Raw genomic sequence first — 14,862 nt, 5'->3', positions numbered from 1 at the left:
TTTATAATTAAACTATGAAAAAACTAATTTTTCTCTATTTTCTTTTTTGTTCTCTAAATTCCTTTAGCCAAAGGATGAATGGTAAAGTTTCTGATAAAGAAAACACACCGCTGCCAGGAGCTTTAATCTATTTAGACGGAACAACAATTTCAACAATTTCTGATGGCAATGGAAACTTTACCTTAGAGTATGATTCAAAAGCTAATAACATTCTAGTAGTGCGTTTTGTAGGGTACGAAAATAAATACATTGCGGGTTCTGATTTTCAAAAGAATCTTAATATTCACTTGAATCTTGCTAAAAATTCGCTTAAAGAAGTTGTGGTAAACAGAAAAGATCTGTTTACAAGGGATCAGAAGTTAAAAATATTCAGAGAGTATTTTATCGGAAAAACAGTAAACAGCAAAAAAGTTGTAATTCAAAATGAGGATGATATTTATTTTAAGTACGATAAGAAAAATTTTGTTCTAAAAGCTTTTTCCGATAAGCCATTAATAATCATAAATCCTTCTTTGGGCTACAAAATTAGTTATGAATTGCAAAATTTCGAAGTTACGTTTAATAAACGAAGTGTATTATCGAGGGATGTAGTCAAAAACTTTTACTCTGGTTTGAGTCATTTTGAAGAAATAGCCAATTCGGATCTAATTTTGACAAAGAGGGAAGAAGCATTTAAAGGTTCTCTAATTAATTTTTTTAGAAATTTATCCAATGGCACATGGAGCAAAGATGAATTTTTATTATCTAAAAATAGTGATACGGTTATTTCCGATAATTGTTTCAAAATATCCAAAGAAGAATTCTCTACAAAGGTAGAAGTAGTAAAGCAAGCCCAACAGCAAGATAAAGAGATTATTGCATCATACGATGTTTTATTTAAAGACAAAGAAGAATCAAGTGTTATTTTTGAGACAAATACTTTTTATGTTTATAAATATGGAAATATCTCTAACATATCAGATATTGTTTTCTTAGGTCAAATTGCAAAAGAAAGAGTAGCTGAAATGTTGCCTTTGAATTATGGGATAAAATAGAATTTCTTGATTTTTTTTAAGTAATAAATAGTATAGTGCTATCTTTATGCATAAAAAAAATAGCCAATAAGGGCTATTTGTAAAAAAAAACTTAAATGATATAAATATCTAAAATAAATAACTAACTTTAGATTAGTTAAAATTTAGTTAGTTAATTTAAAGATAATGCTATTCTTGATTTATATTTAATTGGTTATTAAAAAAATTAGGAATACATAAAAGCAGGTCAATTGACCTGCTTTTTCTGTTTAATGAACTATGTAAAAGCGGGATTATTTCGCTTGTTTTTTCATTTCTTTTTCAATCATATCGTAGAATTGATCGATTTTTGGCATAACCACAATACGAGTTCTTCTGTTACGAGCTTTGTTATCCGGAGTATCATTAGCTACTAATGGTACATATGAACTTCTACCGGCAGCGATTAATTTAGCAGGGTTTACACCAAGATCATTAGTTAATACACGAACAATTGAAGTAGAACGTTTAACACTTAAATCCCAGTTGTCTAAGATAATTCCGTTGCTTTTGTAAGGAACGTCATCTGTATGACCTTCAACCATACATTCAAAATCTGGTTTGTCGTTTACAACTTTTGCAACTTTAGCTAAAACAGATTTTGCTTTGTCGCTTACGTCATAACTTCCGCTTTTGAATAATAATTTATCTGCGATAGAAATAAACACAACTCCTTTTTCTACATTGATTTCGATATCTGGATCGTTAATTCCAACAGCTCCTTTTAAACTTGTAACTAAAGCTAATGTTACACTGTCTTTCTTAGTTAAAGCATCCTGTAGTCTTGATATTTTTAAATCTTTTTCTTTTAAACTTTCTAAAGATTTTTCAAGGTTTTCAGCTCCTTTAGTAGTTAAAACAGTTAAATCCTTAGAAGTACTGATTAAATCCTGATTGTGTTGTTTATAACTTTCAGCAGTTGCTGCTAATCCTGCTTTTTCTTCCAGACAAGTATTTAATTTAACTGTGCAAGAGTTTAATAAATCTTGTATCTCTTTGTTCTTAGCTTCTAAAGCTGCATATTGCTTTTTCGATACACACGAAGTTAAGGCCATTAATACTGATAGTGCGATAACTATTTTTCTCATAAGGTATTATATTTAATTAAACGTTGATTACAAATTTAGTTCTTAATATTTTGATTACTGTTAAAGATTTCCTTAAATACAAGTAATTTCTTTATGTAATACAAGTAAACGACACTTTTCACGGTATAGTATTGCTGTATCTGGAAATCTTTGCGTTTCCTAAGGTATTTTAAAGATATGCAATAAAAAGAGAAATGCGCTTTGAGAATTGCAAAGGTATGCAGGAACTTTCCTTGTGTAAGAAAACGGATACCAGCTATACCGTCTAAAACCATTCGGAAGAAAATCACAAAGAACAGCCCTTTTTTAGGTAAGTTTTTCACAAGCATTAGTAATGAATTTCTAAAATTCAAAAATGTTTTCTTAGGATTTCCTTGTTGCAAAGTCGCTCCTCCAACATGATAAACAATTGAAGCAGAATTGTACTTTATGATATGTCCTTCATTTGCTGCACGCCAACACAAATCAATCTCTTCCTGATGTGCAAAAAAGGTTTCATCAAAACCTCCCAGTTCATGGTAAATTTCGCTTCTTATAAAAAAGCAAGCTCCTGATGCCCAGAACAATTCACAATTATCATCATATTGCCCATTATCTCTTTCGATAGTATCAAAAATACGTCCGCGACAAAAAGGGAATCCGTATTTATCAATGAAGCCACCAGCCGCACCTGCATATTCAAAGTATTCTTTGTTCTTATAGTCCAGAATCTTGGGCTGAATAATAGCAGTTAACTTTTCATTCTCAAAAGTTTCAATGATAGGATTTAGCCAATTTTGAGTTACTTCTATATCCGAATTAACCAAAGCATAAATCTCAGCATCAATATGTTGCAAAGCATCATTATAACCCTTTGCAAAACCATGATTACCACTGTTTTGAACGATTTTTATTGTGGGGAAATTGCTCTTAACAAAAGTTATAGAATCATCTGTCGAAGCATTATCAGCAACGTATATTTGAGCTCCCTCAGAAAATTGAATAATAGAAGGTAAAAATTGTTCCAATAATTTTACTCCATTCCAATTTAAAATTACAACAGCTATTTTATCCAAAAGTAATTTTTATTTATTTTAATATTATTTGTTATAATCAGGTAAACTTCTTAAAAACTGATATTTTTCATTTTCAAAATCCATCTGACAGTAAAAATGACTCAGTCCGTTTGTGACATTCAAAAACCGTGCCTGCATTGTCATATTATAACGGGCAATCTGATCAAAAGTTGCTTGCGAGATTTTAACCTCAGGGGCTTTGCATTCTACCAGTATATGTATAGAGCCATCAGAATTAAATACAACAACATCATATCTTTTTCTCAATCCATTGACAGTAAGTGATTTTTCTACGTTTATTAGCGATTTAGGGTATTTTTTCTCAGTCATTAAAAAACGAACAACATGTTGGCGAACCCATTCTTCTGGAGTAAGAATGATAAATTTTTTCCTGATTTCATCAAAAATAGACACTTTATTTTCGCTATTTTTGAATCGGAAAGTATATGTTGGAAAATTTAGTTTTAACATAAGACAAAAATATAAAATAGTTTCAGCTTTCTGGTTTAAAGTTTTAAGTTTTGAAGCTATAAACCGAAATCTGAAGCTTGAAACAAAATTTGAATGGACGAAGTTGTAAAAATTGTTAATGAGATAAAAGCCGGAGATATAAAACCGATTTATTTTTTAATGGGTGAAGAACCTTATTATATTGATAAACTATCGGAGTATATCGAACAAAATGTCCTTGCTGAAGAAGAAAAGGGATTCAATCAAACCGTTTTGTACGGAAGAGATGTTTCTGTTGAAGATATTGTAGCAACGGCCAAGCGCTATCCTATGATGGCTGATCGTCAAGTTGTTATTGTAAAAGAGGCTCAGGATTTATCGAGAACAATTGACAAGATCGAATCTTATGTTGCTAATCCGATGACGACAACCGTATTGGTTTTCTGCTATAAATACAAAACACTGGATAAGCGAAAAAAAGTAACCAAACTACTGGCTCAGAAAGGAGTCGTTTATGAAAGTAAAAAATTATACGAAAATCAGGTTGGAGACTGGATAAAACGTGTGCTTGCAGGAAAAAAGTACACCATTGATCCAAAAGCCAATGCAATGCTGGTTGAATTTCTAGGTACTGATTTGAGTAAGATTAATAATGAGCTCGAAAAACTACAAATTATTCTACCGAAAGGAACAGTAATTACGCCCCAGCATATTGAGGAGAATATCGGATTTAGTAAAGATTATAATGTTTTTGAGTTAAGAAAAGCGATAGGGGAACGAAACCAGCTCAAAGCCTATAAAATTGCAGAGAATTTTGCTCACAATCCTAAAGAATATCCACTGGTAATGACAACAGGATTGGTGTTTGGATTCTTTGTTCAACTTTTAAAATATCATGGACTGAAAGATAAAAATCCTAAAAATGTCGCTGCAGCTATTGGCGTAAATCCTTATTTTTTAAAGGAGTATGATTTGGCTATAAAAAATTACCCCATGCGTAAAGTAAGTCAGATTGTAGGAGCTCTGCGTGATGTCGATATTAAAAGCAAAGGAGTAGGAGCTAATGCATTGCCGCAATCTGATTTATTAAAAGAAATGCTGTATAAAATATTTAATTAAATAATTTAAAAATAATATTCTATTACAAGTGTCTTCGTCTTAAGTGAATATATCCATTTATTCTGATTTATTACGCTGAAATAGTGTTGTTTAAAATCTTAATTAATAAGGTGTATTTAGTTTTTTATTATTAAATACTCAAAACTAGTAGGGTTCTACAAGTGATTTGTCATAATAACATATAATTAATTAACTATAATTATAGTAAAGACAATGTAATTTCATTATATTTCCTGAATATTATTTACATAAAACAATTCGGTGACCCCATCTACCTTATATCTATGCAATACAAGAATAAAAGTCATTCTTGTGTTATTTGTTTGCCTATCTACTGTTTTTAAGAGTTATGCCCAGTCTCAAATTCTCTTAAAAACAAAGCCAGATGCTATAGTGTCAAAGATTGATAGTATCAAAAAACTAATCAGAACAGAAAATGTTCAAAATCATCTTTTGGGACTTAAAATCTTAAATGAAACAGAAGCTTCTTTAAAATCAAGAAGAGACACTGTAGGTCTTTTGCTTTTTCATAGGGAATGTATTAAGCTAATTTCTTATTTACGAAATTTCGGAACCCCTAATGCGTATCTTCTTGAGAATTTTCAGATTCTAAAGAAATACGATAACAAGCGGGAGTTAGCGCTATTGTATGAAGCCCTTGGTGATTTAAGGTATTATGAAGGCAATAAGTTATTGTCTCATCAGTATGATTTGAAAGCGCAACAATTAATAAAAAAATATGGCAACTATGAGGATAATATAAACATAAACTACAACCTATCAGTATATTATAAAACACATAAAGATTACAAGAAATCGATTCATTTTGCTATGATTTCGCTTGAAAACATAAAAAAAAGCAATACGTCGAAGAAAAATAATTTTAAGATTCCCAATTTATATCTCTTCATATCCGAAGATTATTACCATCTGAAAGAAAATGATAGTGTTTATAAGTATCTGCAGCTTGTAGAAAAAACTCAAATACCCTACGCAGATGGAAGAGTTCCTTATGATGCAAAGCTCAATGAACTCAAGGCAATGTATTATTACAATACGGGCGATCTGGCAACTGCAACAAAATTTTATCAAATCTCAGTATCAAAGTACATCAGACTCAATCAATTTAGAATGAGGCTTATTCAAAAATCAAACAAATTGAATAATACTTTGAAAATAAAAAACATTGAAAATAGAAGAAAAATTAATGAAGCCAGACTTGAAAGCGTAAGTGAGTCTTATAAAAATTATCTGCTGTTTTTTTCATTGTTGCTTGTTACAATACTGATCGTCTTATTTATGATTCAATTTAGAGCCTATAAGTATAAAATGAAGGTTAATTTGATTCTGGAGAGGAAAAATTCAGAGTTAGAAAAAATAAACAAAGAGTTAAATGAAGCCTCAAAAATAAAAGATAATTTTCTTGATGTTGTAACTCATGAATTAAAAACTCCTTTAAATACGATCAGAGGGACAGCATATTTACTTGAAAACGAAAAATCGGAACAACTGAAGAAAGACTATATTAAAAATTTAAATTTTTCTTCCGATTATCTTTTAGGCTTTATCAATAATATAGTAGATTTTAAAAATCTAAAACGAGACGATACGATTAATTTACAGTTTAAAGATGTTAATCTTAAAGAGATACTGAACGCTGTCATTGAAATGTTTAAAATAAATGCCACAAACGACAATACGATACTACTTGATTTTGATGATAAAATTCCACAGACTTTAAAGAGTGATGAAATAAGATTCACTCAGGTTATTATGGAACTCATGACAAATGCTACAAAATTTACAAAAAATGGAGATGTAACTTTAAAAGCAGAACTGATTAAATCTAATAACGATAAAGCCAGTGTTAAATTTGACATTTCTGATACAGGAATTGGAATTTCAGAAAACGTTCAAAATAAAATATTTGAACCCTTTATACAAGAGTCTACTGAAATCAATATTAATTATGGCGGGAGCGGATTGGGGCTGTCCATTATAAAAAAAACTTTAGAACTTTTTAATAGTACGATTGAGGTTAAGTCTAAAAAAGATAAAGGAACTACTTTTTCATTTATAATCGATTTTGATATTTCCAATGAAATCCAAAATGAATCTTGTTTTATAAATAATCAGGAACAAAAAGACGAGCTCCCAAATATTGACGTTTTGCTAGTTGAAGACAATAAAATAAATCAGTTGTTAACCAGTAAAATTCTAATCAGCAAAGGTTTTAAATGTGATGTGGCCAATAACGGTCTTGAAGCAATAGAGAAAGTAAAAGAAAAAAAATACGCAATAATACTGATGGACATTATGATGCCTATTATGGATGGGTTTGAAGCCTCAGAAATTATTAGCGGTTTAAAACCTGAAATACCAATTGTAGCACTGACAGCCATTTCAGAAAATATATGCAGCAATAATTTTCAAAAAGCTAAAATTTTAGAAAAACTGGACAAGCCAATAAATCCTGATATTTTGTGCAAAACAATTTTAAAATATGTTACACAAAAAACGATCTAAGATTTACTAAAATTCACGATATTTGCATCTCTAAAAAAAAACTACTTTTAAAATACTAATAACGCAATTATGGGAATGAATAAAAATACCATTTTAGGATGGGCTACTTTTATAATGGTACTTATGGGATTGTTACTTATAGGTCTTGGCGCTTTTAGATACAGAGATGTTTCCGGTTGGGGATTTGTTGCAGTTGGAGTTGGTTTTTTCTCTATCGCCTGGGTTTTTAACGCTTTGAAAGGAAGGGTATAATTCACCGTCTATTGCACTATCAAATTAATAAAAATAAACTAATAACAATAAACATAATATGTCAGACGATAAGAAAGTAATTTTCTCAATGCAAAAATTGAGTAAAACCTATCAGGGAGCAGACAAACCAGTGCTTAAAAATATTTATCTGAGTTTCTTTTACGGAGCTAAAATTGGTATTTTAGGTCTTAATGGTTCCGGAAAATCATCACTTTTAAAAATTATTGCCGGAGTTGATAAAAACTATCAGGGTGATGTTGTCTTTCAACCAGGTTACACTGTTGGTTACTTAGAGCAAGAACCAATCCTTGATGACTCTAAAACTGTTATCGAAATTGTTCGTGAAGGAGCTGCTGAAACTATGGCTGTTCTTGAAGAGTACAATCAGATTAATGATTTGTTTGGTCTTCCTGAAAATTACGAAGATCAGGATAAGATGGATAAGTTGATGGATCGTCAGGCAGCTTTACAAGATAAAATCGATGCTCTTGGTGCTTGGGAAATTGATACAAAACTTGAAATCGCAATGGATGCTTTACGTACACCTGAAGGAGATACACCAATTAAAAATCTTTCAGGAGGTGAGCGCCGTCGTGTAGCTTTATGTCGTTTGTTATTACAACAGCCTGATGTATTGCTTTTGGATGAGCCTACCAACCACCTTGATGCTGAATCTGTACTTTGGTTAGAACAGCATTTAGCACAATATTCGGGAACTGTAATTGCTGTAACGCACGATAGATATTTCCTTGATAATGTAGCAGGTTGGATTCTTGAGTTGGATAGAGGAGAAGGTATTCCTTGGAAAGGAAACTATTCTTCTTGGTTAGATCAAAAATCTAGTCGTATGGCACAAGAAGAAAAAGTTGCATCTAAACGTAGAAAAACTTTAGAGCGTGAATTAGAATGGGTTCGTCAGGGAGCAAAAGGTCGTCAAACTAAACAAAAAGCTCGTTTACAGAACTACGACAAATTATTAAATGAAGACCAAAAACAATTGGATGAAAACTTGGAAATCTACATTCCAAATGGTCCACGTTTAGGTACGAATGTTATCGAAGCAAAAAATGTTGCTAAAGCCTTTGGAGATAAATTATTATATGATAATTTAAATTTCACTTTGCCACAAGCAGGTATTGTTGGAATCATTGGGCCAAACGGTGCTGGTAAATCGACCATCTTCAAAATGATTATGGGAGAACAAGCTACTGATAGTGGGGAATTTTCTGTTGGTGAAACTGTAAAGATTGCTTACGTAGACCAGTCACACTCGAATATTGATCCGAACAAATCGATTTGGGAAAATTTTGCTGACGGTCAGGAATTAGTAATGATGGGAGGAAAGCAAGTAAACTCAAGAGCTTATTTATCACGTTTTAACTTTGGTGGAGGTGAACAAAACAAGAAAGTTTCAATGTTGTCTGGAGGAGAGCGTAACCGTTTGCACTTAGCTATGACATTAAAAGAAGAAGGAAACGTACTTTTACTGGATGAGCCTACTAATGACCTGGACGTAAATACACTTCGTGCACTAGAGGAAGGTTTGGAGAACTTTGCCGGTTGTGCTGTAATTATTTCGCACGACAGATGGTTCTTAGATAGAATTTGTACTCACATTTTGGCATTTGAAGGAGATTCTGAAGTATATTTCTTTGAAGGAAGTTTCTCTGATTATGAAGAAAACAAAAAGAAACGTTTAGGTGGTGATTTAACTCCAAAACGTTTGAAATACAGAAAATTGATTAGATAGTAAAATCTTAACTTTCAATAAAAAAATCCCAAATTCCAATTATAGTGAGTTTGGGATTTTTTATTACTAGAAGCTAGGTCTCATTTCGAGGAACGAGAAATTACATAAAGTATTTCTTCGATCTTTGTCCATTTGCTAATGCGATTTCTCCTACGTCGAAATGACAAATATTGCGCTAAGTACTGGGATTTGGAATTTAAAGGAACTTAGCTTTCAATTCCGTAGTAGGAATCATGCAGCTTTCTTTTTTACCATACCATTTGTAACGATTCCCGGCAATATAATCGTAAATATAATTTCGAAGTTTTTCAGGAAAAATTTTAAAAACAGAAGCTAAACTGTAAATTCCACCTAAATCTTCTCCAATTTCCAAAACTGCCGAAGATTTATAATAATATGCAACTCCGGGATTGTATAAAATAATGCTATCAATTTTAGTTTGATCAACACCTATATAATTACAAATCTCAATTCCCAATTCTGATTGCAAAGCCACAAAACGAAAAACATCCTTTTTATCACTTTTGATTATAAACTGAACGGCGCCATTGCATAAATTGCAGACACCGTCAAAGAGGATTATTTTTTTGTTTTTTGGAAGGTTTTGCATTTTGAGGAAAGTTTCAAGTTTTTAAGCTTTGTCAAAGTCATTACGTCAGATTTGTCATTCCGCGCAACGGGGAATAACAAAAAAAAGAATAATAAGTTTAAGTTATTGAAATGTAAATATTAATAATTTTTACAAATCGAAAACGGCTTTATTAAATTAATTTTAAGCTGTTTTTAAAAAGTATTCATCTTCGTTGTCATCTTAAAAAAGATAATCGATTAAATTGTCTTATTTTAATTTTGGATAAAATTTATGTTCTAAAAGACTAAAAACTTAGACGGAAAACATAAAACTTACTTTTTTCCAGCTTCCACTAATTCCAATTCATCTAAACTTACTTTCGAAGTAAAAATGCCGTAATTTACTGTTGCTTTATTTTTTTCGATGGCATCAATACTTCCAACGGATCTTCCGTCGAGCATTCTGACTCTGTCACCAACTTTTAAAACTGGTTTTGGTTTTTCGATTACAGGTTTAAGTTTTTTCTCTTTTTTCTCTTTTCGAATTTCCTCTACTTTTACTGTAATTTCAGCAATTACTTCTTTTTTCTTTTCGATTATAGCCTTAGCTTCTTTTGGAGTAGCTTTTTTACGTTTTGAATTCTCAATTTCTATAATTTTCAAAAACTCTCCTATAAGCTCTTTTTTGTTTTTATTATTAAAATATTTCTCAGAGATATCTTCTATTTTTTGCCCAATATATATCGTCTTCTGATTGCTATCATACAATTCCTGATAGCTCTCCAGTTTTTGTTTGATTTTTACATTGATGTTTTCCATCTTTTTGCTTTCTTCACGAGCCCTTGTTTCTTCTTCTTTTAGATTAATAGAAGTTTTTTCTAACTTAGAACGTTCTTTCTGAAGTGTTGCAATTGTTTTATCAAAACGAACTTTACCTACTTCAATTTTCTTTTTAGCACGATTAATCAATCCAAACGGAATCCCGTTTTTTAATGCAACCTCAAAAGTAAATGAACTTCCAGCCTGTCCCAAAGCCAGCTTATACATTGGTTCAAGAGATTTTTCATCAAACATCATATTTGCGTTTGTAGCAAATGGCAACTCATTTGCCAAAATTTTCAAATTAGAATAATGTGTTGTAATAATTCCGAAAGCTTCACGGTGATAGAATTCTTCCAGGAATATTTCCGCCAAAGCACCTCCTAATTCAGGATCAGAACCTGTACCAAATTCGTCAATTAAAAACATGGTTTTCTTGTTGCATTTTTTTAAGAAATAATTCATGTTTTTTAACCGGTAACTATACGTACTTAGATGATTTTCAATAGATTGATTGTCTCCGATATCCGTTAAAATTCTGTCAAACAAGAAAGTTTCGCTTCGTTCATGGACCGGAATTAACATCCCGGATTGTAACATCAATTGTAATAACCCAACTGTTTTTAGAGAAATTGTTTTTCCACCCGCATTCGGTCCCGAAATAACAATAATTCGGTTATCTTGCTTTAATTCAATCGTCTGCGGATGTGTAACTTCGTTCTTCTGCTTGTTATTCAGGTATAAAATAGGATGGTAAGCCTCTCTGAAAAACAATCTTCTTTCTTCTGTAATTGTAGGTAGTATTCCGTTGATTCTATTGGCGTATTTTGCTTTTCCGGCAACAACATCAATATCACTTAAAAACTCCTGATATTCAATTAGCAAAGGAAGATATGGACGAATAGCATTAGATAATTGCTTTAAAATTCGGGTAATTTCTTCCTTCTCTTCGTATTCTAAATTAGCTAATTCCCGAGAATATTGCAAAGTAGCTTCAGGTTCAATATAGGCGATACTTCCGGTTTTGGAAGTTCCTAAAATAGAACCTTTTACCTTTCGACGATACATGGCTAAAACTGCTAAAACACGGCGGTTTTGTACAAAACTTTCTTTAATATCATCTAAATAACCAAGACTATTATTGTGTGAAAGTGCAACGCCAAAGCTTTGATTTACTTTACCACGCACTATATTCATATTTTGTCGTATACTCAGTAAAGCCGGTGAAGCATTGTCTTTGATTTCTCCGTACTTATCTACAATCGCATCAATGGTCGTTACGATGTCTTTCGTATACTCCACGCGAGAAGCTCTAGTATTTAGATTAGGATAGTAATCGTCAAATTTTTTAAGAAAATTCAATAAAAAGTTAGACGTTGAAGAAAGCGTAGCAATTTTTCTAAAACTGCCAACTTCCAAAAAGCTATCTTCTATAGCCAGAAACTTAATTTCGTGAGTTATAGCATCAAATCCATGATTTGGAATGGCGTTATTATTTTGAAAAGAGGAAACATATTCTGATGTTTGCATCAGGGCCTGCATTAATGTTTCTTTATCTCTAAAAGGAGTTATTTGTAAAGCTTTTTCTTTTCCTATGTCAGTATTACAGCCCGCAGAAATGGTTTCTAGTACTGTTGGAAATTGTAAATCTTGTAATGTTTTTTCGGTAATAGATATCATTATATATCGTAAGTTGTAAAGGTTCAAAGTTACAAAGTTTTAGAACGAAATAGCACTATTAATTAGTGCTTTGAAAAAAACTTTGCGTAATTTGTAATAAAAATAAAAAAATGAGAATCAATCTTTCTCTTGACTGGGAAGCGGTACTAAAAGATGAAAAAAAAAAAACTATTTTCAGGAGCTAATAGCAACTCTTGAAACTGAATACCAAACTTATACCTGTTATCCACCTGCAGAATTAATTTTTTCAGCTTTCAATACCTGTACTTTTAAAAATTTAAAAGTAGTTATTATTGGGCAAGATCCGTACCATGGAGAAGGAGAGGCCAATGGTTTAAGCTTTTCTGTGAATGACACGGTTAAGATTCCGCCATCGTTGCGGAATATCTACCGAGAATTAAATGACGACCTCGATTCTATCTTTATGCCAACTTCTGGCAATCTTGAAAAATGGTCGCAACAAGGAGTTTTACTTTTAAATGCTTCATTAACTGTTCGTAAAGACAGTCCAAATAGCCATAAACACCTGAAATGGAATTTATTCACAGATGCCGTAATTCAAGCCATTTCTGATCAGAAAGAAAATATTGTTTTTCTGTTATGGGGGAGCTTTGCCCAGAAAAAAGGTGCAAAAATAGACCGTTCAAAACATTGTGTTTTAGAATCCGGACATCCTTCGCCAATGAGTGCTAATCAGGGAAAGTGGTTTGGAAATAAACACTTTAGTAAAACAAATCAATTCCTGAAATCAAAAGGAATTAGAGAAGTCAACTGGCTATAAAAAATAATAACCAATTGAATTAATAGCGTTTTAAAGAAGAGTAATAACTACGATTACTCTTTATCTTTCTTAACAATCTCATCTAAAATTGCTTTATCTTCGTAGTTAATTACTTTTAATATAATTTCTTGATTTTTAGCAGTTTTACCTTCGATGATGTAAAGTTTTCCTTTATTTACTGGCACATTACTTTTGTCAAAATCGACATCTCCATATGTCAGTGTATTTTTAATATCAGCCGTGTCAACCCATTTTTCATTTAAAGTCTGAACTGCTTTGTCAGAATACTGAAAAGGCTTCGTACGTAAATTGTTTAGCACCCTAGCGTTTGGAAAATAATTGCAACGCGTATCTTTTCCGCTAAATACAAGGGCTACAAAAAAGCATCCTATAACTAAACCAATCAAATAATAAGCAAAACGATGTGCGAACTTCATGAAATATTTTTTTTGCAAAGGTACACTAAAGTTCCCTTAAAATACAAGTAAATTAATATCGTTATCCGGTAAATCGAACCATTCGCCAATTGCTTTATTTGTTAGGATTCCGTGGTACAGATAAATTCCGTTTTTCAATCCTTTATTACATCTTATTGCGCTTTCCAAACCACCGTCTTCGGCTATTTGAAGCAAATACGGAGTCAGAATATTACTTATTGATAATGAGGCCGTTTTAGAGTATCTAGAAGGTATGTTAGGAACACAGTAATGAAGAACATTGCTTTTGATAAAAGTTGGCTTTTCGTGTGTTGTAACTTCTGAAGTTTCAAAGCATCCGCCGGTATCAATACTCACATCTACAATTACAGCACCTTTTTTCATGTGTTCCACCATGGTTTCCGTAACAATAATAGGACAACGTTCTTTCCCGCGCATAGCTCCAATAGCGACATCACAGCGTCTCAATGCTTTTAGTAAAGCTTTTTGCTGAACCGTTGACGTAAAGATGCGTTGGTTCAGGTTGTTTTGCAAACGACGCAATTTGGTAATCGAATTGTCAAAAACTTTTACATTCGCACCAAGACCTATTGCAGTTTTGGCAGCAAATTCGCCAACAGTTCCGGCTCCCAGAATAACGACGTCAGTAGGAGGGACTCCGGTAATATTCCCAAACAAAAGACCTTTTCCAAATTCATCCGTAATCATTAATTCAGCAGCAATAAGGATAGAAGCTGTTCCTGCAATCTCACTTAATGATTTTACTGCGGGGTACGATCCGTCTTCATCTTTAATATATTCAAAAGCAAGTGCAGTGATCTTTTTTTGGGCCAAAGCTTCAAAGTATGCTTTTTTCTTCGTTTTTAACTGAATGGCCGAAATTATAATCGTTTCGGGATTGATCATTTCGATCTCCGCTATCGTTGGCGGCTCTACTTTAAGTAACAACGGACATCCAAAAACCTTTTTAGTGTCTTTTGTTACTTCGGCTCCGGCATCTGAGTATTCTTTATCAGAATAACTTGAACTTTCACCAGCCCCTGCTTCAATCATAACTCGGTGTCCTTCATAAGTCAAAGAGTTTACTGCATCCGGAGTCAGGCAAATACGACGTTCCTGATAACTTGTTTCTTTAGGGATTCCTATAAAAAGCTCGCTTTTAAATCGGCCAATTTCAAGTTTTTCTTCTTGTGGCAACAATTGCTGTTTCGTAAATGGAGTTAAGGTAATTGACATGGGTTGTGCAAAAAATTAAGAGTACAAATTACGTAAAAAGTTTTAAA

General features: G+C 32.2%; 12 protein-coding genes and 1 pseudogene. 6 read left to right on the top strand and 7 right to left on the bottom strand.

Features of this window, described 5'->3' with window-relative positions:
* Nucleotides 1–14: 14 nt before the first annotated feature.
* Entirely contained in the window at nucleotides 15–1,034 is a 1,020-nt protein-coding gene (locus tag AC3IS6_RS16515) for a carboxypeptidase-like regulatory domain-containing protein (RefSeq protein WP_489160955.1), read from the top strand.
* Nucleotides 1,035–1,306: 272 nt separating this feature from the next.
* On the opposite strand, the gene AC3IS6_RS16510 is transcribed toward AC3IS6_RS16515, so the two are convergent.
* Genes AC3IS6_RS16510 through AC3IS6_RS16500 form a run of 3 tightly spaced genes read right to left on the bottom strand, consistent with a single transcriptional unit; the run spans nucleotide 1,307 to nucleotide 3,666 of the window.
* Complete coding sequence (locus AC3IS6_RS16510; RefSeq protein WP_173968421.1) at nucleotides 1,307–2,140, bottom strand: OmpA/MotB family protein; 834 nt, start codon at nucleotides 2,138–2,140, stop codon at nucleotides 1,307–1,309.
* A 35-nt stretch (nucleotides 2,141–2,175) separates the two neighbouring features.
* Nucleotides 2,176–3,195: a glycosyltransferase family 2 protein gene (locus AC3IS6_RS16505; RefSeq protein WP_489160953.1), complete on the bottom strand. Its 1,020-nt coding sequence runs from the start codon at nucleotides 3,193–3,195 to the stop codon at nucleotides 2,176–2,178.
* Nucleotides 3,196–3,219: 24 nt separating this feature from the next.
* Nucleotides 3,220–3,666: a type I restriction enzyme HsdR N-terminal domain-containing protein gene (locus tag AC3IS6_RS16500; RefSeq protein WP_489160951.1), complete on the bottom strand. Its 447-nt coding sequence runs from the start codon at nucleotides 3,664–3,666 to the stop codon at nucleotides 3,220–3,222.
* A gap of 93 nt (nucleotides 3,667–3,759) precedes the next feature.
* Between AC3IS6_RS16500 and holA the strand changes: the two genes are divergently transcribed.
* From holA to ettA, 4 genes are all read left to right on the top strand, one after another.
* Nucleotides 3,760–4,764, top strand: a complete 1,005-nt coding sequence (gene holA / locus AC3IS6_RS16495) for a DNA polymerase III subunit delta (protein ID WP_173968424.1) — start codon at nucleotides 3,760–3,762, stop codon at nucleotides 4,762–4,764.
* Between the two features lie 393 nt (nucleotides 4,765–5,157).
* A complete protein-coding gene (locus tag AC3IS6_RS16490) occupies nucleotides 5,158–7,290 on the top strand; it encodes a hybrid sensor histidine kinase/response regulator (protein ID WP_489160949.1) in 2,133 nt (710 codons plus the stop codon).
* A gap of 69 nt (nucleotides 7,291–7,359) precedes the next feature.
* Nucleotides 7,360–7,542 (top strand): CAL67264 family membrane protein, encoded by a 183-nt coding sequence (locus AC3IS6_RS16485; protein ID WP_173968319.1) that lies wholly within the window; start codon nucleotides 7,360–7,362, stop codon nucleotides 7,540–7,542.
* 58 nt (nucleotides 7,543–7,600) lie between these two features.
* Nucleotides 7,601–9,292 (top strand): energy-dependent translational throttle protein EttA, encoded by a 1,692-nt coding sequence (ettA, locus tag AC3IS6_RS16480; protein WP_263360808.1) that lies wholly within the window; start codon nucleotides 7,601–7,603, stop codon nucleotides 9,290–9,292.
* A 196-nt stretch (nucleotides 9,293–9,488) separates the two neighbouring features.
* On the opposite strand, the gene AC3IS6_RS16475 is transcribed toward ettA, so the two are convergent.
* Nucleotides 9,489–9,902: a thiol-disulfide oxidoreductase DCC family protein gene (locus tag AC3IS6_RS16475; protein ID WP_489160947.1), complete on the bottom strand. Its 414-nt coding sequence runs from the start codon at nucleotides 9,900–9,902 to the stop codon at nucleotides 9,489–9,491.
* Between the two features lie 293 nt (nucleotides 9,903–10,195).
* Nucleotides 10,196–12,361, bottom strand: a complete 2,166-nt coding sequence (locus AC3IS6_RS16470; RefSeq protein ID WP_489160944.1) for an endonuclease MutS2 — start codon at nucleotides 12,359–12,361, stop codon at nucleotides 10,196–10,198.
* A 110-nt stretch (nucleotides 12,362–12,471) separates the two neighbouring features.
* Here AC3IS6_RS16470 and ung point away from each other — a divergent pair.
* Nucleotides 12,472–13,142, top strand: a pseudogene (gene ung, locus AC3IS6_RS16465) (uracil-DNA glycosylase).
* A gap of 53 nt (nucleotides 13,143–13,195) precedes the next feature.
* Here ung and AC3IS6_RS16460 read toward each other — a convergent pair.
* Together AC3IS6_RS16460 and AC3IS6_RS16455 are read right to left on the bottom strand one after the other, a co-directional pair.
* On the bottom strand, nucleotides 13,196–13,579 hold the full coding sequence (locus AC3IS6_RS16460) for a DUF4258 domain-containing protein (RefSeq protein WP_489160942.1): 384 nt from the start codon (nucleotides 13,577–13,579) through the stop codon (nucleotides 13,196–13,198).
* A gap of 36 nt (nucleotides 13,580–13,615) precedes the next feature.
* Nucleotides 13,616–14,815: an alanine dehydrogenase gene (locus AC3IS6_RS16455; protein ID WP_489160941.1), complete on the bottom strand. Its 1,200-nt coding sequence runs from the start codon at nucleotides 14,813–14,815 to the stop codon at nucleotides 13,616–13,618.
* Nucleotides 14,816–14,862: the final 47 nt, after the last annotated feature.

This window comes from Flavobacterium sp. KH_035, assembly GCF_057839565.1.
This window is presented reverse-complemented; position numbering and strand designations above follow the sequence as displayed.

Coding starts and splice junctions, on each gene's coding strand:
- AC3IS6_RS16515 (WP_489160955.1), top strand. CDS start 15: ATGAAAAAACTAATTTTTCTCTATTTTCTTTTTTGTTCTCTAAATTCC.
- AC3IS6_RS16510 (WP_173968421.1), bottom strand. CDS start 2,140: ATGAGAAAAATAGTTATCGCACTATCAGTATTAATGGCCTTAACTTCG.
- AC3IS6_RS16500 (WP_489160951.1), bottom strand. CDS start 3,666: ATGTTAAAACTAAATTTTCCAACATATACTTTCCGATTCAAAAATAGC.
- holA (WP_173968424.1), top strand. CDS start 3,760: ATGGACGAAGTTGTAAAAATTGTTAATGAGATAAAAGCCGGAGATATA.
- AC3IS6_RS16485 (WP_173968319.1), top strand. CDS start 7,360: ATGGGAATGAATAAAAATACCATTTTAGGATGGGCTACTTTTATAATG.
- ettA (WP_263360808.1), top strand. CDS start 7,601: ATGTCAGACGATAAGAAAGTAATTTTCTCAATGCAAAAATTGAGTAAA.
- AC3IS6_RS16475 (WP_489160947.1), bottom strand. CDS start 9,902: ATGCAAAACCTTCCAAAAAACAAAAAAATAATCCTCTTTGACGGTGTC.
- AC3IS6_RS16470 (WP_489160944.1), bottom strand. CDS start 12,361: ATGATATCTATTACCGAAAAAACATTACAAGATTTACAATTTCCAACA.
- AC3IS6_RS16460 (WP_489160942.1), bottom strand. CDS start 13,579: ATGAAGTTCGCACATCGTTTTGCTTATTATTTGATTGGTTTAGTTATA.
- AC3IS6_RS16455 (WP_489160941.1), bottom strand. CDS start 14,815: ATGTCAATTACCTTAACTCCATTTACGAAACAGCAATTGTTGCCACAA.